Raw genomic sequence first — 18,787 nt, forward strand, 5'->3', positions numbered from 1 at the left:
GCCTTTGAGCAGGTCGAGCGCTTCCGCGCCGCGCACCTCTCCGATGGGGATGCGGTCGGGACGCAGGCGCAGCGAGGACCGCACCAGATCGGACAGGGAAGCGACGCCATCCTTTGTCCGCATCGCCACCACGTTCGGCGCGGCGCATTGCAGTTCCCGCGTGTCTTCGATGATGACGACGCGATCCGCCGTCTTGGCGACTTCGGCCAGGATCGCGTTGGTCAAGGTCGTCTTGCCGGTGCTAGTGCCGCCGGCGACCAAGATATTGGCGCGGGACGCAACGGCGGCGCGCAGCGTCGCGGCCTGATCGGCGGTCATGATGCCGGCCGCCACATAGTCGTCCAGGGTGAACACGATGCTGGCCGGCTTGCGGATGGCGAAGGCCGGCGCGGCGACGACGGGCGGCAGCAAACCCTCGAACCGTTCGCCGCTCTCGGGCAGCTCGGCGGAAACGCGAGGATTGCGCGCGTGAACCTCCGCGCCGACATGATGGGCGACAAGCCGAACGATGCGTTCGCCATCGGCGGCGGACAGGCGCTCGCCGGTATCGGCCAGCCCTTCGGACAGACGGTCCACCCAAAGCCGGCCGTCGGGATTCAGCATCACCTCGACCACGATGGGGTCTTCGAGAAGCTGGGCGATGGCCGGGCCGAGCGCCGTGCGCAGCATGCGTGCGCCGCGCGCGATGGCTTCCGGTCTATGATGGTTGGTGGTCATGTCGGCCCCGCTTCTTCTCGGGGCGCGCGACAGGCGGTCCCCGGATCGGGGTCGATTAAAAGAACCTGATTTTGGGCCGACTCAACAACAATCTAAGCGGCGGCGGTGATCGGCGGCCATCGGCGGCAAATAGGATGGGTTGCCGTTTCAGGGTCAGTCGCGGGCGGCGTCCGCCGGAAGCGAATCGGCGGGCGGCGATTCGATGTCACGCGACAATTCCTTGAGGAACCTGTCGCCCGTCGCCAGTCGCCGGCCGAGCGTCTGCATGAAGCCCTCGAACCGTTCCAAGCCTTTCGTGCGGGCGGCGGCCTGTGCGCCTTCCGACATTGGCGGCGCGAAGGTCAGCCAGAATTGGACGAACAGCGAGACGGTCTCGCCGAGCACGGCGAGATCTTCGTCAAGCGTGTCGATCTGGCGGCCGAGCTTATCCAGGCGGCGCGACATGGCGGCTTCGAGCTGTTCGGCGGAATCGCCGGACAGGAAAGATGCAACGGCAGCTTCGATGATGGTGGATTGCGAGACCTTGCGGCGCAGCGCCAGCGCCTTGACCTGCTTGAGCAGGTCCGGGTCGAAATAGACGTTCATGCGGGTTCGGGTAGGCATGGGCGTGTCCTCAAAGTTCAATCCCATCGTCGGGATTCATGGAGACCTGGCGGGCGACCATCCGCATGCGCTGGCGCATTGCGCGGGCCTTGGCCGCGTCAATGTCCGGCTCGTCGTCCAGCAGCTCGAACTCCTGCGCGGGCGGCGAAGGCGGCGGAACGACTTCCTCATGGTCGGGCAATTCCGGCTCGCGGCGGATGCCGGCGTTTGCAGGATCGCCCCCGGTCCCCTCCGCCGGGTTTGCAGCGGATGGGTTTGCCGACGCGACAATGCGGCTCGTCCAGTCGTCGGGTAGCGGCGTCGCCGCGGCGGCTGCGCCTGCGGCCGGATCGGGCGGCGGCAGGATGCGCTCCATGAACCGCGCATCCTCGAAGTAGCGCGCCTTGCTGGTGCGGATCGGCGGCGTTCCCGCGACCATGACGATTTCGTCGGTGGGCGGAAGCTGCATCACTTCGCCCGGCGTCAGCAGCGGGCGCGCGGTCTCCTGCCGAGAGACCATGAGATGCCCCAACCATGGGGCCAGCCTATGACCGGCGTAGTTGGTGGAGTCGCGCATTTCGGTCGCGGTGCCGAGTGCATCGCTGATCCGCTTCGCGGTCCTCTCGTCGTTCGCGGCGAAGGCGACGCGGACGTGGCAGTTGTCCAAAACGCTGTTGTTGACCGAGTAAGCCTTCTCGATCTGGTTGAGGCTCTGCGCGATCAAGAAGGATTTGATCCCATACCCGGCCATGAAGGCGAGCGCGGATTCAAAAAAGTCCAACCGGCCAAGCGCGGGAAATTCGTCCAGCATCAACAAGAGGCGATGGCGCTTGCCGGACGTGCTCAAATCCTCGGTCAACCGGCGGCCCACTTGGTTGAGGATGAGCCTTATGAGGGGTTTGGTGCGGTTGATGTCGGACGGCGGGACGACGAGGTAGAGGCTGACCGGCTGCTTGCTCCCGACCAGATCGGCAATGCGCCAGTCGCAGCGCGATGTCACCCGCGCGACGACGGGATCACGGTATAGGCCCAGGAACGACATGGCTGTGGACAGCACGCCGCTGCGTTCGTTCTCGCTCTTGTTCAGCAGCTCGCGGGCCGACGACGCGATGACGGGATGAACGCCGGCTTCGCCCAGGTGCGGCGTATCCATCATCGCGCGCAAGGTGGCTTCGACCGGGCGGCGCGGGTCGGATAGGAAGTTGGCGACGCCCGCCAGCGTCTTGTCCGTCTCCGCATAGAGAACATGCAGGATCGCGCCGACAAGCAAGCTGTGGCTCGTCTTCTCCCAATGATTGCGTTTGTCGAGGCTTCCTTCGGGATCGACTAAAATATCCGCTATATTTTGAACGTCGCGGACTTCCCATTCCCCCTGCCGGACTTCGAGCAACGGGTTGTAGGCGGCGGACTTCGCGTTGGTGGGATCGAACAGCAGGACGCGGCCGTGCTTCGCCCGGAAGCCGGCTGTCAGCGTCCAGTTTTCCCCCTTGATGTCGTGGACAATGACGGAGCCGGGCCAGGTCAAGAGACTGGGAACGACCAGCCCGACGCCTTTGCCGCTGCGCGTGGGGGCGAAACACAAGACATGCTCGGGACCATTGTGACGCAAATAGTGATGGCTATGCCTGCCGAGCACGACGCCATCGGGGCCTAGCAATCCGGCCGCGCGGATTTCCTTGTCCTCGGCCCATCGCGCCGATCCGTAGGTGGCGACCTTGCGCGCCTCGCGCGCCCGGATGATCGACATGAGGATGGCGGCGGCGATGGCGAGAAAGCCGCCAGATACGGCAATGATGCCGCCCTCCATGAAGATGCCCGGCGCATAGGCGTCGAAGGAAAACCACCACCAGAGGAAGGCGGGCGGATAATAGACAGGCAGGCCCGCCAGCTCGAACCAGGCATTGCCAAGTTGCGGTTGGAAGCCGAGGCGGAAGGCGACCCATTGCGTCGCGGCCCACGTCATCACCAGAACGATGGTGAAGACGACGGCGATCTGCCCCCATAGGATTCTGCCTCCGCGCATACGGGCTCCAGTCGAAAAGAGAGACGGAGCCGTTCAGAGAATGGGCGTTTTCGCAGGAGGCAACAGCAAAGACGTTGCCGGAGGGCGACCGGATACTATCGACGGCAAATAGGATGGGTTGCTGCGGCACGGTTCCGGCACCGGCGCGCGCCGAGCCGAATCAGCTTGGGGGGCTTGCCCGTCCCAATGCTCGAGCGAGGCCAAGCAGGTTCTGGAGCGCGGGATTGTGATTGCGCGGGGACCAGACGGCCATGAAGGCGATGGATTCAGGCTCGTCCACAATCGGGCGGAAGGCGACGCCCGGCGGGGCCGTCGCCACGTTTTCCTCGACCAGGAGCGAGAGACCATGCCCCTTGGCGATCATCGACAGGAGAGCGCTGCGGCCAATATCGAAGCGACGAATGGTCGGAACGGGCCATTGTCCGGCGGAGCGCACCACGATCAGGTCGTGAACCTGCGGGCCGGTTCCCGCCTCGCGCACGATGAAGGTTTCGCGCGCCAGGTCCTTCCATTCGATGTGCTCGCGCGCTGCGAGCGCGTGGGACGCAGGCATTACCGCCATGAGACGGTCGCGCCAGATCACGCGGGAATTGAGGTCGGGAATGTCGTGGGAGCGCCCCATGAAGGCAATATCGAGCTGGTCGTCCCGCACCTGTAGCTGCGCGTCCAGTGCGGTGCTTTCGGTGATCTCCAGAGCGACGTGTTCGTGGCGCGCGTGGAAATGCTCCAATAGCGTGTCGAGAAAACCGCCAGCGATAAGAGCATAGACGCCGACACGCAAGAGACCCTGTTCGCCGCGTGCGTGCATGCCGGCCGTCTTCACGGCGCGATCGAGAATGCGCATGGCCCGCTCGACTTCCGTTACGAAACGGCGGCCCGCTTCGGTCAGCCGAACGCCGCGTGTGTTGCGCTCGAACAGCATGATGCCAAGGTCGGCCTCCAGCATCTTGATGCGTTCGCTGACGCTGGACTGGCTGATGCCCAGCGCTATGGCCGCTTGACGGAAACTCAGATATTGGGCGACCGCCAGCGTCTGGCGTAGGGAGACGAGAGGGATTCTGGTGCCAAGGAGATTCCCGGTTTTGGAAATCTCGAATCTCAGGTTGGATGCACGCCTCATCGACTGCACCCTGTTCAGCGGTCGGGTTGGGAACCCCGGTGCAAGGTCCGGCTTGGTTCAGGCGCAGCAAATCGCGCGGTTCGTTCCTTCACGGTGATGAACTCCTCATCGATTGGAGAATTATGTCGGGGTGATTGTAGAGCACCTCCTGCGATTTCAACCCGAACCCCACACCGTAGCCGGCCGCCACTAGCAGCATCATCGGTTCGTGTCGGGATATGTAGTCGGCGATCGTTGGCGGCGGCAGGTCGCTTGCCTTATACGCTTGCTGAAACAGTTTGTAGCCGCCCGCGCATTTGTCCGGATGGCATAGGATCAGCGGATAGCGAAGCGCCTCTTTGAAGGGAACCGGGTCGAAGTAATGCAGCGGGTGATGCCGTGGCAGCGTCAGGACGGAATGCTCGAACCAGACCGATTCCCTGACGAAGCCATCGATCTCCTCGCCGTCGACCGTGGTGCCGACGTCGATCAGATCGCGATTGAGCGCAGCAAGCGGTTCACCCGCCGTCATCTCGGCAATTCTGATCATCGTCAGCGGCTCTTCCCCCGACGCATGGGCAGAAGGTTGATCAGGCGCGGCTGAGCAAGGCTATCGGCAATGCCGAGCCGGATACGGCTGCGATTGCCGTCAGCCGCCTTGTGCGCGTAGTTCTTCGCCTCGCCGTAGAGCGAGAGCAGATGGCGTGCGTCCTGCCAGAACAGTTTTCCCGACCAGGTCAGCCTGATCTTGCGCTTCGAATGATGCAGTAGATCGACGCCCACATCGTACTCGAGATTCCGGATTGCGCGGGACAATGTCGACGACGGGATATGCAGCCTGTCCGCAGCCCTCGTTAAGCTAAGTTCCTCCGCTGCGGAGACGAAGTATCTCAGGTGACGCAGTCTCATATCGTACCTCCGATCGTTGGTGGATCATGCCCTTCGCCCCTATTGCCATCGCGGCCCGCATTCAGATGGAAATCTGTCGTTCCCTTCCATGGCGCGCGGGGGACTTGCCCCGGATTTCGTATCGGTGTGGTGTCTGCCTCCTATTTTGACAGTTCTACCGCGCGCCCCAATGCCGCGGTGAAGGCGCTGAGAGAAACTGAGAAGGCCGGCGGCTCAGGCCGCTTTGTCGCCGCTGCAATAACCCAAGACTGTCGCCCAAGACCAAACGGCTTTGACAGACCGCCAAAGCGCGAGGCAGCATCCCGGTTCTCCTATGGTCGCTTGGTAGAAGATTCTCCTGATTGCTGCGTAGCTTAATGGAGGAGGCAGAGCCTCGCGCGGTACGAGCTACTTCTGAATGGTGCGCCTCCCTTGTTCTCAGCCGTCAGCGTCGACTGCTCGGCTAAAGATCGGATAGGGGCGCCGATCGCAAAATGGTTACATCTGAAGCGACGGCATCGATCAGCGCCCGGTCATGACCGATCAGAAGCAAGCCGATACGTCGTTCGAGAGCAATATCGCGCAACAGGAGGATGACTTGCTGTTGGAGGTGTGGATCGAGTTGCGACGTCGGCTCGTCGGCAACGATCAGGCGCGGGGAGAGAAGCAAGATCCGTGCAAGAGCCAGACGTTGTCCCTCTCCGCCCGAAAGCTCGTTCGGATATCGGTCCAGCAGTTGCCTGTCGATCTGGAGATGCTCGCATAGGGGTGGGAGCGCCGCCTCAATGTTTAGGTCGGGTACTACAGTGCGTAGATCCTCCAATTGCCGGCCGATCCGGCGATGGGGATTGAAGGATGACACGGGATCCTGATGCAGCTTCTGATAGAGTCGGCGAATTCTGCCAGCGCCGCGGCCATGGGCATCCACCCCACCGAGCCAGGATACGGAGCCGGCGGTCGGCCTTTCGAGACCCAGTATCACATTCGCGAGCGTACTCTTTCCACTGCCGCTATCGCCCAGCAGGCCGACGATCTGACCTGCATCGATCCGCATATCGATGCCGGAGAATAGCATATCATCAGTTTTATAGGCGAAGCCGAGATTGCGCGCTTTGAGCAGAGTATCGCCGCCCGCTTTTGCCGGGCGCCCCGTTGGCCAGCATCTCGGCTCCGAAGCGACCCATGCCTGGGAATAGGGATGCTGCGGGCTCCGGAGGAAACGTTCGGCGGTGGCCCTTTCGACCACTCTGCCTTCCACGATCACGGCGGCATCGCCGCCGAGGCGGCGAAGGCATGCAGGATCATGCGTGACGACGATCAGATTGTATCCCCAGTCCAACGTTTTCCCGAGTAGGGAGAGAACCTGCTCGTGGCGGCGCGGATCAAGGCCTCTGGTCGGCTCGTCGGCGATAACGAGACTGGCGCCGCAGGACAGGGTCGACGCTAGGCTGAAGCGCTGCACCATGCCGCCGGACAGCATGAAGGGAAACAACGTCAGCACGGCGGGGGACAGATCGACGGCGGCAAGCGCAGTTTCCGGCGTCGGCGAAGAGAGTTGCCTCGATAAACGCATCGTGGGATCGAGGGTGGCGCGGGCGTCCTGGGGGAGCAATGCCAGATGTTGGCCACCAAGACGGCGGAGCTCGCCCGTCTCGGTAAAGGAGATCGGTGCCATGCTCTGCCGGACGAATGTGCCGGATATGTCGAACGCTTTCGGCAACGCCCCGAAAAGTGCCTTGACGATCATGCTTTTGCCGGCGCCGCTTGGCCCCAGGATGAATAATGGGTGAGACGGTCTGACCGACAGGTTGATATCGGTCAGCAATTGATGGCCGGATTGGCTGCGGACGGTTAGCGCAAGAATCTCAGCAACAGGTGCCGTACTCTTAAGCATCGAGTCTTGTACCCTGCGCGAAGTGGCCGGCTAGGGCGGACATGGCGCTTACAGTCAGGAAAATCGCCAGGCACGGCCCGCCCAACTGGATTGGAGCCGCCGCCATATAGGGGATCAGTTCGCTGATCATAGCACCCCATTCGGGCTCGGGCGGTTGCAGGCCAAAGCCGAGGAAGCCCAGTGACGATATGGAGATGATGGCCACGCCGATATTCAGAGCGACCAGACCTGAGAGCTGTTGCAGCACTGGCGGCAGCAGATGCCTGCGGAGGATCGTCATACCACCATAGCCGGCTAGCCGCGCCGCTTCGACATGGTTTTCCTTCAAGGTGGAAAGGGCGATAGCGCGCGCCATACGGGCAAAGGACGGCCAGAAACTGAGATTGAGGCCCAGAATAATGGGTATGACACCGCCTCCGAAAAACGCGGCGAAAGCAAGCGCCACCACGATTCCAGCAAGGCCAGCGTCACGTCTGCTGCGCGCATGACAACCGTATCAAACAGGCCGCCCCACAAGGCGGACGCCAGCCCCAAAATACCGCCCACCCCGACCGACACCCCCACACAGATTGTGGCGATGCCGACCGACCGATAACTTCCGTGCAGGACGCGCGCCATTACGTCACGTCCCAAGTGGTCAGTGCCAAGCCAATGCTCGAAGTCCGGTGGCCGCAAGGCTTGCATCAAATCCTGCTGGTAGGGATCGCCCGGATAGAAAAATATTCCGAGAACAAACAGCAGTGCGCCAGCCGCGAGAAATGCTGGTGGTCCAAGGCGCCGAAATCTTGCAAACACCGCCATTATGCTTGCCTGAGCCGCGGATCGATCAGCATGCAGCTATGTCCGCCAACATGGTGATGAGACTGTAGACGACCGCAATGGCCAGCATGGCAGTAGCGATCACATAAATGTCGCGGGAAAGAACTGCATTCACGATCCAGCTTCCAAGGCCCGATCGGGTAAACAATGTCTCGACCACGACAAGGTTTTCGACGACGTAGAGGAACTGCAAGGAAGCGAAGGTTACGACGGGCACCGCGATGTTCCTGGGTCCGTGGCGCCGGAAAGCCTGTGTGGTGCTCATCCCGTGAAACTGGGGATGGACGACATATGGCATGTTGAGGATGCGGTTCGACACGTCTCGGACGACGCGAAACGAGTAGGGCATCAGCGTGAGCGCAATCGTGGCTACGGGCAGGATCAGGTGGATGGGATAGCGATCACCCGCCGATGGAAGCCAATGTAGACCCAACGCGAAAATGCCTATCAACCCGGTTCCAACGACAAAGGCTGGCAGTGCCGTCAGGAAGGAAACGGTCGTAATACATACTCGGTCGAAAGCGGACCCGGCCCGCAAGGCGGCCGCTACGCCCAAAGGAATGGAAAGCAGATAAGAAAGCGCCCAGCCGAGCGTTCCGACGACAATGGTTGCGCTGCCGTGCTCGACGAGTTCGTCCAATACCGGGCGTCGGGTTACATATGAATAGCCGAAATCGCCCCGGCCCAGCTTCGTCAGCCAGTGCAGATACTGAATGATGACGGGTTGATCGAGGCCTTCCTGCTGGCGCACTGCCTCGATCAGTTCCTGGGTGAGATTGTGCTGTCCAAATCGCGCCCCGGCGACGCGGAGGGCCGCGTCGCGGGTAGGCTTTGTATAGCGAAAAAGCACAGCGTTGCGACGATTGCGCTGACAAGGATGGCCTGCCAAGCCCGATTGAGGATCATGTGGAGCATTGCGGAACCCCGTCTGCGCGGCTGCCGTAGAGAGGCCGCCGCGCAGGCTTCTTCATCGGGTTCAACCGGCCTGCCAGGTCATGCGTTCAATCAGGTAGCGCTTTTCGAGCGGGTCAGCGACGGCGCCTTCGACATCGTTACTGATCCCGCTGACCTGCTCGTACCAGCAAACCGGAAGGACCGGCAGTTCCTCGTGCAGCGTCGTGGCGATGGCGTGGCGCAGTTCTGCCTTCCTGTCTTCGCTGGCCTCGCTGAGATAGCTCACGACGTTGGCGCGGAACTCGTCATTGCGCCAGCCGGTGGCTCCCGTGGCGCTGCCCGAAGGCTCGTCACTGGCAAAGTCAAGATTGACCGTGCCGATCGGATCGATCTGGGCGGCGATGTTCTGGGAACTCAGGCCCAGATCGAGCGAGCCGTCTCGTTGACCTTCGACGATGGCCGTCCATTCCCCGACCGAGATCGTCAACTCGAAGCCGATCTCGGCAAACTGGGATTGCAGCGCCGCCGCAATAACGGGAAACTCGGGTCGATTGGCAAAGGTGCGCAGTGTGCCGGCGAAACGTACACCTGCCTTGGCGCGAATGCCATCTGCGCCGCGCTCCCATCCCGCCTCGTCGAGCAACGCATTTGCCGCAGCCACATCACGCTCGAAGGGCCTGAGATCGGGAGAATGCCAACCCGGCAGGACTGATGGGAAATACTGCGTGGCCGTCAGTGCGGGATTGCGCATGATACTGGTCGCAATTCCGACCCGGTCCATTGCCAGGTTCAACGCGCGCCGGGTTGCCAGTTCGGCGAATTGTGGCTTGGCGACATTGATAAGGACCATATGGGTCCACGGTGCCAATGTGCGTTCGATGCGCATATTGCCACCGGCAATTACCCGGTCGATCGCTGTTGCTGGCACGCCTGCGACAAACTCTGCATCGCCGGCAATGGCGACGTTGCCGCGTGTCTCGCCATTGTCATAGGTGTTGACGAGCACATTGCGGATGGTCGGCTTCTGACCCCAATAGTCGTCATTGGCGGTGAGGACAGCCTCTCGGGGGAACCGTACCTCGGCCAGGCGGAACGGTCCGGTGCCAATCAGTTTCGTAACATTACCCGCCTCGTCGAAGCTGCCGGGCGCCAGCACCGGCGACGCGTAGTGGATTAGATAGGCTGGGAATGGTCCGAATGACCGATCAAGGTGGAAGACCACACTCTCTTCGTCGTTGCTTACCGCAGTCAGTCCAGCCTGCTTGAGGTTAGTCAAGTTCGGCATCAGCTTTTCGAAGCCCTCACGGATCGCTTCGGGCGTCGCATCGGTTCCGTCATGGAACTTTATGCCCTTGCGGATAACGAAGCGCCATTCGGTTGCATCTGCGTTCGCGCTCCAGGATTCGGCAACGGCCGGGACGATCTGCCCATTGGGTTCGGTTATGGCGAGGTGTTCAATTACCCCGGCCCGCTCGAACACATAGCCGGATTCATGGGGATTGAGAGAGTTGAATTCCCAAGCTGGGCTACACGAAACTCCTTGCCATCGGCGGAGAAGGCCAAGCGCGGAAGGAAGAGCCCACCCGTGGCCAGACCGGCCATGAAAGTGAATTGACGGCGATTGATCTGCATTTGATGCGATATCCTTTTCTATCACAGTTGAGTGACTTGTTTCCGGCGCCCGTCGGGGCTGCTAGCCAGCGACCGCTGAGAGAGCAAACCGACGCCATGATTTGAGCTTGAGTTGTTCGCCGACCGATGCGTGCCGCATACCCAGCCAATAGATGCGGCGAAGCGAGTGGGTTTTTATTTCTTCAAAAGCATGGCTTGCGATATCTCGCGCCAGAGCATCGAAGGTCAGTCCCGCCCCATAAAATACTTCTGCGATAATTCTCGCGTGAGCATCGTTTTCATTCAGGTCTCTGGCGTTCTTGTCGACGCGTAGCCGATTTGCGATGCTATGCAGCATCCCGCCATACCAAGGCAGACGAACCCAATTGCCGTCGATGACCAGTAGCTTTCCGCCCGGCCTGAGTACGCGGTGCCAATTCTTGAAGGCGATATACGGATCGGTCAGCGTCCAGACCAGATGCCGGGCAATGATCGCGTCATAGGTACCGGTGGCTTCGAGCGGCAGTTCCTCGACATCGGACAGTTCGGCGCGAAAATTATGTCCGTCCTGTGCATTCTTCTGCCGGGCGATTTCCAACATCGGTTCGGCGAAGTCGATAGCCTTGACCGAAGCCCCCAACGAGAGCAGCAATCTGCTCATCTCGCCTGTGCCGCATCCAAGGTCCAAGACCCTCTTCCCCGTCAGATCACCGAGTGCTCCCGTCAGCAGTTTCCGCCACTCCGGGGCCTCAATCTGATCGTCGATGCGGTGACCTGCAGATTGATCGAAGACGGCAGCTTTTTCTGACCAGTATTCCCGAATGTCTTCCTTGAGGCTGCGGTTTGAGATATTCGCGGCTGCAGTCATCGTCGTCCTAGCTTTATCGTTCGTCTCGGTATCGCTCCCTGATCGCCTCACTTGCGACGGCAAGGTGCCTGCGGGTTCCGGGCCTGGCAAAATGCCGTGAAGTCCCCTCACTCCATGGATTCTGTTACGCTCAAAATATGTATCAGAAATATATATTTGAATCTAGAACCAAAGTGCCTCGGGTGCTCAATTCCTTGAACGTGGCCGGGAAGCATCTTTCAGGTCGCCCCGTACGTAGCGGCTTCGTCGTCCACGACTGTAGGCTCCTTGTGCCGAGGGGCGGCTCACACAATTTGTAGGCAGAGCGGAGACAGGATTTCCTCGCTTGCAAAAGCCAGATGTACCCCTCCCGGCAGCAGGACATATCGCGCATGCCATGACATGCCGTGATAGCGTCCAAGGCATCGCCCGTCCGCTGACACCGCCAACTGGATGCAGTTGAACGCAATCCCCAGGCCGCGGCCATCGCATTTGGCGATCGCCTCCTTCAGGCACCAGATGGTGAGCAGTCTCGCATGCTCATCGACTACACGTCCTTGCAACAGGTCACGGGGATGAAGAATGCGGGCTGCCGGAAGGTTCATCGCTCGCGCAGACTCCTGCTCGATATCCATTCCGATGGGACCACGTCGCGAAACGGCCAGCGCGACCCAGCATCCGCTATGGGACAGGTTGAAATGCCAATCGCTATTCACAAGCTTCGGCTTGTTCCACTCACCCAGCACGACCTGTACAGCACCGGGGTCCTGTTTCAGGATTTTTCCCAGGACTTTACGCTTCAGCACATGGGCGGCGAGAAAGCAGCGGCGGTCCCCTTCGCGGATGAGCATTTCCAACCGCCTGCGCTCGGACGGGTTCAGCAGCGTTTCGTCATCCACGCGGGCAAGGTCGGCAGTACCCACGAAGCAATAGGACTCCACGGCCGGCAGCGGCATATTGTCCAGCCATGCGAGAGGCACGGACCGGAACTTCACGAGGCGGAATTCCTATGCGTTCATGACCTCTCTCCTCACATTCGCGAGATGTTCGGAAAGGGTCTTGGCCGTCTGCAGACGGAATAGGTCGGTGGCCCGGATATCCACGTCGAGCCGACGCAGGATCTCGCTTTGCAGTCGAACTATTTCTATCGAAGTCCCGCCGAGGGAAAAGAAACTCGCCTCCGGATCGACTGAGGGCCGCCCAAGCACCTCGGCGTAAATCTGCAAGACAATTTCAAGGGGAGCATCATGCCTTGCAGGTCGCGATCCAGACTGTGCGAGCGACTCCATGAGGATGTTGCGGTCGACCTTGCCGTTGCTTGTGGTCGGCCAGCGCGCGACCGGACGGTACTGGACCGGAATCATGTACGCGGGCAATCTATCGGCCATCCATTGCCGGAGCGTCTCCCCATCCGGCGTATCACCACTCCCGGATGGCACGAACCAGGAGACGAGTGACTTTGTCCCGAGTTTCTCGCCTGCCGCCATGACGACGGATTCCCGTATGGCGGGGTGCCGGTTCAGCGCGACTTCGATTTCCCCGAGCTCTATACGGAAGCCCTGTACCTTGACCTGGAAATCCCACCGGCCATGAAACTGAATAGTGCCATCCTCCAGGCGCCGGCCCATGTCGCCTGTTCGATAGAGCCGTTCCCCGGATAGGGGATGGCGGACAAATCGGCTTCCGGTGAGCTCCGGCTGTCCGTAATAGCCCTTGGCCAACCCGATGCCGCCGATATAAAGCTCTCCTATCGCCCCGATCGGCCGTTCCCGCATCCGCGTATCGAGGACGTGGAAGGTCTGATTGGCCATCGGACGCCCATAGGGAATGCTCGGCAAATAGTGCCGGTGCGGATCGACCTCATGAAGGATCGACCAGACCGACGCCTCGGTGGCGCCGCCCAGGGAGACGATCCTGGCTTGCGGAGCGAGCCTGTGAAGCCGCCGGGGCAAATCGACGGGGATCCAGTCACCGCTCAGCAGGACCAGCCTCAGACTGGGAGGAAGCGATATATGCCGCGCCTCGCAATATTCCACCAGCATGGTCATCAGCATCGGTGCCGAATTCCAGATGGTGACGGCGTGATCGTTTATCAGCGCCAGCCAATGGGCGGGATCGCGGCGCAATTCGCGATCCGGCAGGACGATGGCGCCGCCGACGGCCAACAGGCCGAATATGTCGAAGACCGAGAGGTCAAAGGTCAATTCGGAAACGGCCAGCACCTTGTCCGAAACGCAAACACGATAGCGCTTGTTGATGTCGCTACAGGTATTGCTCGGCCCCGCATGGTCGAGCACCACGCCCTTGGGCTCGCCCGTCGTGCCGGAGGTGAAGATGATATAACCGTGTGACGTGGGCGGAAGGGCTTCGGAAAACGCGGTCGACGCGTCAAGCTCGGCGACATCGGCGCCGGCACTAGGTTGAGCGCCCGGCAACAGGGAGACGATCCCCAGCCGACGGCACATCCCGATCATCTCCGGGGTCTCGATGAGCGCAATACTCGCCTTGGTTTGGCGCAGGATCTGCTCGATGCGCTTTTCGCCCTGCTCGGTGTCGATCGGCACATAGACGCAACCCGCGCTCAGGACCGCCAGCACCGCGGCGATTTGCATCGGACCCTTTCCAATCAGGATCGGCACCGGGCTGCCCGGCTCGACGGCCGCGCCGATCGCCTTACCGATTTCAAGGGCGTTGGCGGCAAGCTCCCGATAGGTCGTTACCCCGCCGTCCCAATTCACGATGGCGACATTGTTGGGGAACTCGCGGGCCGCCGCGAAAACTGGCGTCGTCAAGGCACCCGCGAACAGCTGTTCGGCGGTATCGTTCGTGGCATCGATCAGGGCTGCCTGCGGCGTAGGCAAGTCAATGTTGGGAATGGACCCGATCGCATCCGGGCGAGCGTGGAGCTCCGTCAGCAATGCTGCGGCAGCGGCATGAAGATCGGCGGCAACCTCGTCCGGCAAGGCACCTTCGAGGACATGGAGATCGAAGCCGATCCCGCCATCCACCACGCGGGAGAAGCGGAACTCCAGCCAAATCTGCAAGTCCGCCATCTCGCCGCCAGTCCGCATCGCAGAATGAAGCCTCTGCGAGGCCGGGCCTGTCGTACCGGACAGCAGGTCGGTCACGACGACCGGCAGCGCTGCCTTCGCATCAGCCGCAATACCCATCTGCGGCTTGCGGCCAGACGGCCGCGCGCTCAACTGGCGTTGAAGCTCCAGCACCCGGTCGCGGAGCGGCATCGCATCGGAAAAATCCATATCGAGCGCGACAAGGGACATGTGCCGAGACTCGGCAGCGCCATCCGGGAGCTGGCGGACAGGCGTCATTCGTTGGACATGCAAGGTGAATTGCGGGCTTTCCGCCCACCTGGCGACCACCTCGCAGGTGACGGCCAGCAAAAGCGCGCCGGGCGTGATATCATTCTCGGCACAGATATCCGTCATCGCCGCCGTAGCGCCGCCCCCGATCCGGTGGGAGAGCCGCCGGTAGCGGCCAGGATTCGCGGACGCATGCTTCAGCCACGGCAATTGCGGCGCTCCCGGATAGATTTGGGCGATGGTGCTGCTCGGATCAGTCATTGGAAAACCTCCGTTATCATCCGGTGGCATGGTTTTGTCAGGACCACGCAAGCAGCCGGCTCGCGATAGTGGTGACCGATGGCCGGGTCATGATCGAGTAGTGATCGGCATCGAGCGGGATCACCTCCAGTCGGCGGGCAAACGGCTGCCATTCTTGCTGCACCCGTTCGGCGTCGGGCCGGGTGTTCGCACAAAACAGGATCAGATCGCCGTCATACGATTGGACAGTATGGTGATCGAGCGCCGATGTACCTGCCGAAAACACCCGGAAGACGGCGGCCAGCACGTCCCGCCCGACCGGGGTGCCGTGCTCTTCCATATGCCTGCTCAACCAGGTGAACCAATGTGCCTGCGGACCATCGGCAATGTCGTCAAAGCCGGTGGGTAGAGGCAAGCGGCTCATCGCGGCCAGATCGGAGGCGAAGCGGACGAAATGCGCCTTCTTATCCGAAGGCATGCTGTCGGCGGCCGGCCTCAGAACCGCGCTGTCGATCATTGCCACGAGCGCGGGCGCCTCGCCTGCCGCAGCCAGCCGCCGCGCCATTTCCTGAACCACGAGGCCCCCGAGCGACCAGCCAACCAGCCGGTATGGTCCCGAAAGGCCAAAGGCCCGGAGTTCCGCAATATAGCGCTCGGCCATCGCCGGGATCGATTCGAGCGGTGCCCCGTCATGAGCGGCAAGACCGGGCGCGCGAATGCCGTAGACCGCGGCGCCAGAACCCATATGGCGGGCCAACTCGGTGTAGCACGTGACATTTCCGCCGATAGGATGCACGCAGACGAGCGATGCATCCGCGCGGCCAGCACTGATCCGCACTACCAGTCCGTCATCGTCGGGCGGGGATTGCGATGCAAGCAGTTCCGCCAACTCCGCGATGGTGGGATGGCTGACGAGTGCAGCAAAGGGCAAGGGACGCCCGAAATGCCCTTCGAGCCGGGCCGTCAGCCGCATTCCCGCGAAGGACGTGCCGCCCAGCGCAAAGAAGTTGTCTCGCCGGCCTATCCGCTCGCTGTCGAGGACATCGCTCCATATCCCTGCAAGCGCCTCTTCCAGCGGTCCCTTTGGAGGCTCGAAGACTACAGGGGCGTTGTCGGGCCGATGGCTGAATTCGGGCTTCGGGAGCAGCGCGCGAGCGACCTTACCGTTGCCGGAGAGAGGGAGCGCTTTGAGGGTGACGAAAGAGGTCGGCACCATATAAGCCGGCAGGGCCGCGCCGATCTGGCGCCGTAACTGATCGTGAGCGGGCGGCGCGTTGATGTCGCGCGGCACGACATAGCCCACCAAATGCAGAGTGCCGGCCTGGTCCGCGACCGCAGTGACCAGCGTTTCCTTGACATCGGGCCGACGCAAAATCACCGACTCGATTTCTGCGCATTCGATCCGATAGCCCTGGATCTTGACCTGTGAATCAGAACGGCCGAGGAATTCGATTTCGCCAGATGGAAGATAGCGTCCCCTGTCGCCGGTCCGATAGAGTCTCGCGCCGGTTCGCGGATGAATGATGAAACTCGCCGCCGTCCTGGCTTCATCGTTCAGGTAGCCGATGGCCAGACCGTCGCCACCGATATGGATATCGCCTGCAACCCAGGTCGGACGGTTCGCCAATGTCGCGTCGAGTACCTGAATCGTTTGATGCCGCATGGCGCGACCATAGGGAATACTGCGCCATTCGGGGCTGATCTCCCCGATGCGATAGAGGTTTGACCAGATCGAGGCCTCGGTGGCACCACCAAGGCTATAGACCATGGCTTCGGGCGTAAGCGCCCGGATTCTGTCGGGCAGGGACAGTGGAATCCAGTCACCACTGAGCATAACGAGCCTCAACGACGCCATTGCCACCCTGTCCGCACCCTCGACGGCAAGCTGCATCAGCGCCGGCACCGAATTCCAGATCGTGACCCGATGTGCCGCGACGAGGCTACGCCAATGATGGACGTCCCTGATATGGTCCGGCTCTGGCAGGACGAGAGCGGCGCCGGCGGCCAATGTGCCGAATATGTCATAGACGGAGAGATCGAAGCTGAGCGAGGACAACGCAAGCAGCCGGTCGTCGGCGCTGACCGTGAAGCGGTCGTTGATGTCGGCGATGGTGTTGGCGGCGCCGCGATGGTCGATCATCACGCCCTTCGGCACCCCGGTCGAGCCCGAGGTGAAGATCACGTAGGCCAGGTCCGACAGACTGAGATCCTGCGGCAGATCGGGCCTCGCTTCGCCGTCGGTGCTTTCGAGATCGATCTGGATGGGCCGGACGGTCCCCGGCAGGGCCGGACCCGGTATCGACCCGGCCTGGGTCAGGACCAGGCCGACGCCGCTTTCGGCCAGGAGTACATTCATCCGCTCCTGCGGCAATTCTGGATCGACCGGAACATAGGCAGCGCCGGCATAAAGCACGCCCAGCGCCGCGGCCACCTGCTCCCAGCCCTTGCGCATGAGGATCCCGATCAGCGCGCCACGCGGCAGTTCCTGCTCCAGGATCAGGCCGGCCACGGTATGGGCGCGGCGGCGTAATTCGCCATAGCTCATGGCCGTCTCGCCGATGATCAGCGCGACGGCGTCCGGTGTTTCCCGCGCCCGATGCTCGAATGCGGCCTCAAGCCGCTGCAATCCTGCAGCGTGACGGATCGACGGCGGCGGGTCGGCCCGGTTCGTGTCGAGATCGGTCGTATGCCAGAGCGCCTCATCGCGCACCAGCCGCACCATCAGATCGTGATGCGCTGCCGCCATATCCTCGACCAGGCCTGTGGGAAATACCTGCTCGACAAAGTCCCAACTGAAAACAGCATCGCCATCCTGGCCGAAATGCACCTGATGATCGAGGTGAACTTGCGGCACCTCCAGTCGGGCGGTTGCATGATCGAGGCAAAGCGGAACATCGTTCAATCCAGCGGAGGCCGGGGGCGCGCTGACGGTGGTGAAGGTTACGGGAATACCGACAAGGGAATTGCCGCCATTACGTTGCCGAATGGCGCGCATCACCTCGATGCCGCTGAAATCGGCGTTGTCGGCGTCATTCCAGAAGCGGTCCTGGATCGCGCGGGCTCTTTCGAGGAACGTCTTCTCTTCGGCGGCATCGATCTCAAGCAGGATCGTCGTGCCGAAATTGCCCAGGACATTGCCCGCCTCCGGCAAATGCCGGATGCGCCCGGAATACAGCACCGAAATGACAAAGCGACTGGTGCCGCTGTAGCGCGCTAGAATTTCGCAATAGGCCGCGCAGGCGAGGATATTGGGGGTGAGTCCGGCCTGGGCGCAGAAAGCCGTGATCCGACTCCAGTCACCCGCGTTCAGCCGCGCGCTGACATGCTTGAACCGCGGGCGCTCGCCGATCACCCGGCGAGGAGTCGTCGGCAGCGTCGGCGCAGCCGGAAAATCGTCGAGCCGAGCCCGCCAGTAATCCCGACTCCGACGCCAGCGGTCGGACCGCCGTGCATTCGAAAGCGTTTCGACATAGTCGGCGAACCGCATCCCGATATCAGGCAATGCCGCTTGCGGATCCTCGCTGAGCGCCAGCAGTTCGCGCAGGAACAGATGAAGCTCCATCCATCGAGAAGCCAGAGGGCAAAGCGAAGATGGAGCCGTGAGCCGGCATCGCCACGGCTGATCCGGCAATCGAATTGCGGCCAGACCTCTCCCGGCAAATTCTTCGATTGCATTTCCTCGCGCAGATCGGTCAGGCCAGCTTCATGAGCGTTCGACGACAGACCGCGCAGGTCGCGGCATTCGACGTGGTACTCCGGCACCTGCTCAAGGATCCTCTGGTCGCCGGAGGAAAGTAGCACTGCCCGCAACATGGCGTGCCGCCGCACAAGAAGGTTGAGTGCGTCAGATACG

Annotated in this window: 14 protein-coding genes; all 14 read right to left on the reverse strand. The window is 61.8% G+C overall.

Annotation, left to right across the window (positions count from 1 at the left end; all coding sequences use genetic code 11):
* Positions 1-717 (reverse strand): P-type conjugative transfer ATPase TrbB (gene trbB, locus JCM21793_RS26275; protein ID WP_036540507.1); only part of this gene is annotated, 717 nt, incomplete at its 3' end.
* A 153-nt stretch (positions 718-870) separates the two neighbouring features.
* Positions 871-1,320, reverse strand: a complete 450-nt coding sequence (locus JCM21793_RS15050) for a ribbon-helix-helix domain-containing protein (protein WP_025030893.1) — start codon at positions 1,318-1,320, stop codon at positions 871-873.
* A 10-nt stretch (positions 1,321-1,330) separates the two neighbouring features.
* Entirely contained in the window at positions 1,331-3,322 is a 1,992-nt protein-coding gene (locus JCM21793_RS15055) for a conjugal transfer protein TraG (protein WP_025030894.1), read from the reverse strand.
* Between the two features lie 160 nt (positions 3,323-3,482).
* Positions 3,483-4,442, reverse strand: a complete 960-nt coding sequence (locus JCM21793_RS15060) for a LysR family transcriptional regulator (protein ID WP_025030895.1) — start codon at positions 4,440-4,442, stop codon at positions 3,483-3,485.
* Between the two features lie 88 nt (positions 4,443-4,530).
* Positions 4,531-4,971 carry a LysR substrate-binding domain-containing protein gene (locus JCM21793_RS28325; RefSeq protein ID WP_051556206.1) on the reverse strand — a complete coding sequence of 147 codons (441 nt, stop codon included), beginning with the start codon at positions 4,969-4,971 and terminating at the stop codon, positions 4,531-4,533.
* A gap of 2 nt (positions 4,972-4,973) precedes the next feature.
* On the reverse strand, positions 4,974-5,330 hold the full coding sequence (locus tag JCM21793_RS28805; RefSeq protein ID WP_081784733.1) for a LysR family transcriptional regulator: 357 nt from the start codon (positions 5,328-5,330) through the stop codon (positions 4,974-4,976).
* 442 nt (positions 5,331-5,772) lie between these two features.
* Positions 5,773-7,203, reverse strand: coding sequence for an ABC transporter ATP-binding protein (locus JCM21793_RS15070; RefSeq protein ID WP_081784734.1), 1,431 nt, complete (start codon positions 7,201-7,203; stop codon positions 5,773-5,775).
* Complete coding sequence (locus JCM21793_RS28335) at positions 7,196-7,648, reverse strand: ABC transporter permease (protein ID WP_162175226.1); 453 nt, start codon at positions 7,646-7,648, stop codon at positions 7,196-7,198. Before JCM21793_RS28335 ends, JCM21793_RS15070 begins: the two co-directional genes overlap by 8 nt.
* A 381-nt stretch (positions 7,649-8,029) precedes the next feature.
* A complete protein-coding gene (locus JCM21793_RS15080) occupies positions 8,030-8,911 on the reverse strand; it encodes an ABC transporter permease (protein ID WP_210164479.1) in 882 nt (293 codons plus the stop codon).
* Between the two features lie 87 nt (positions 8,912-8,998).
* Positions 8,999-10,396 carry an ABC transporter substrate-binding protein gene (locus JCM21793_RS15085; RefSeq protein ID WP_025030898.1) on the reverse strand — a complete coding sequence of 466 codons (1,398 nt, stop codon included), beginning with the start codon at positions 10,394-10,396 and terminating at the stop codon, positions 8,999-9,001.
* Between the two features lie 213 nt (positions 10,397-10,609).
* On the reverse strand, positions 10,610-11,395 hold the full coding sequence (locus JCM21793_RS15095) for a class I SAM-dependent methyltransferase (RefSeq protein WP_025030899.1): 786 nt from the start codon (positions 11,393-11,395) through the stop codon (positions 10,610-10,612).
* Positions 11,396-11,679: 284 nt separating this feature from the next.
* Complete coding sequence (locus tag JCM21793_RS28340) at positions 11,680-12,369, reverse strand: 4'-phosphopantetheinyl transferase family protein (protein ID WP_025030900.1); 690 nt, start codon at positions 12,367-12,369, stop codon at positions 11,680-11,682.
* 12 nt (positions 12,370-12,381) lie between these two features.
* Entirely contained in the window at positions 12,382-14,955 is a 2,574-nt protein-coding gene (locus JCM21793_RS26295; RefSeq protein ID WP_025030901.1) for an amino acid adenylation domain-containing protein, read from the reverse strand.
* Between the two features lie 37 nt (positions 14,956-14,992).
* On the reverse strand, positions 14,993-18,496 hold the full coding sequence (locus JCM21793_RS26300) for a non-ribosomal peptide synthetase (RefSeq protein WP_025030902.1): 3,504 nt from the start codon (positions 18,494-18,496) through the stop codon (positions 14,993-14,995).
* Between the last annotated feature and the right edge of the window lie 291 nt (positions 18,497-18,787).

This window comes from Nitratireductor aquibiodomus NL21 = JCM 21793 (genome assembly GCF_000615975.1).
Classification (GTDB): Bacteria; Pseudomonadota; Alphaproteobacteria; order Rhizobiales; family Rhizobiaceae; genus Nitratireductor; species Nitratireductor aquibiodomus.

Excerpts from the sequence above, each read along its gene's own strand:
- JCM21793_RS15050 (WP_025030893.1), bottom strand. The coding sequence starts at position 1,320 with ATGCCTACCCGAACCCGCATGAACGTCTATTTCGACCCGGACCTGCTC.
- JCM21793_RS15055 (WP_025030894.1), bottom strand. The coding sequence starts at position 3,322 with ATGCGCGGAGGCAGAATCCTATGGGGGCAGATCGCCGTCGTCTTCACC.
- JCM21793_RS15060 (WP_025030895.1), bottom strand. The coding sequence starts at position 4,442 with ATGAGGCGTGCATCCAACCTGAGATTCGAGATTTCCAAAACCGGGAAT.
- JCM21793_RS28325 (WP_051556206.1), bottom strand. The coding sequence starts at position 4,971 with ATGATCAGAATTGCCGAGATGACGGCGGGTGAACCGCTTGCTGCGCTC.
- JCM21793_RS28805 (WP_081784733.1), bottom strand. The coding sequence starts at position 5,330 with ATGAGACTGCGTCACCTGAGATACTTCGTCTCCGCAGCGGAGGAACTT.
- JCM21793_RS15070 (WP_081784734.1), bottom strand. The coding sequence starts at position 7,203 with ATGCTTAAGAGTACGGCACCTGTTGCTGAGATTCTTGCGCTAACCGTC.
- JCM21793_RS15095 (WP_025030899.1), bottom strand. The coding sequence starts at position 11,395 with ATGACTGCAGCCGCGAATATCTCAAACCGCAGCCTCAAGGAAGACATT.
- JCM21793_RS26295 (WP_025030901.1), bottom strand. The coding sequence starts at position 14,955 with ATGACTGATCCGAGCAGCACCATCGCCCAAATCTATCCGGGAGCGCCG.
- JCM21793_RS26300 (WP_025030902.1), bottom strand. The coding sequence starts at position 18,496 with ATGGAGCTTCATCTGTTCCTGCGCGAACTGCTGGCGCTCAGCGAGGAT.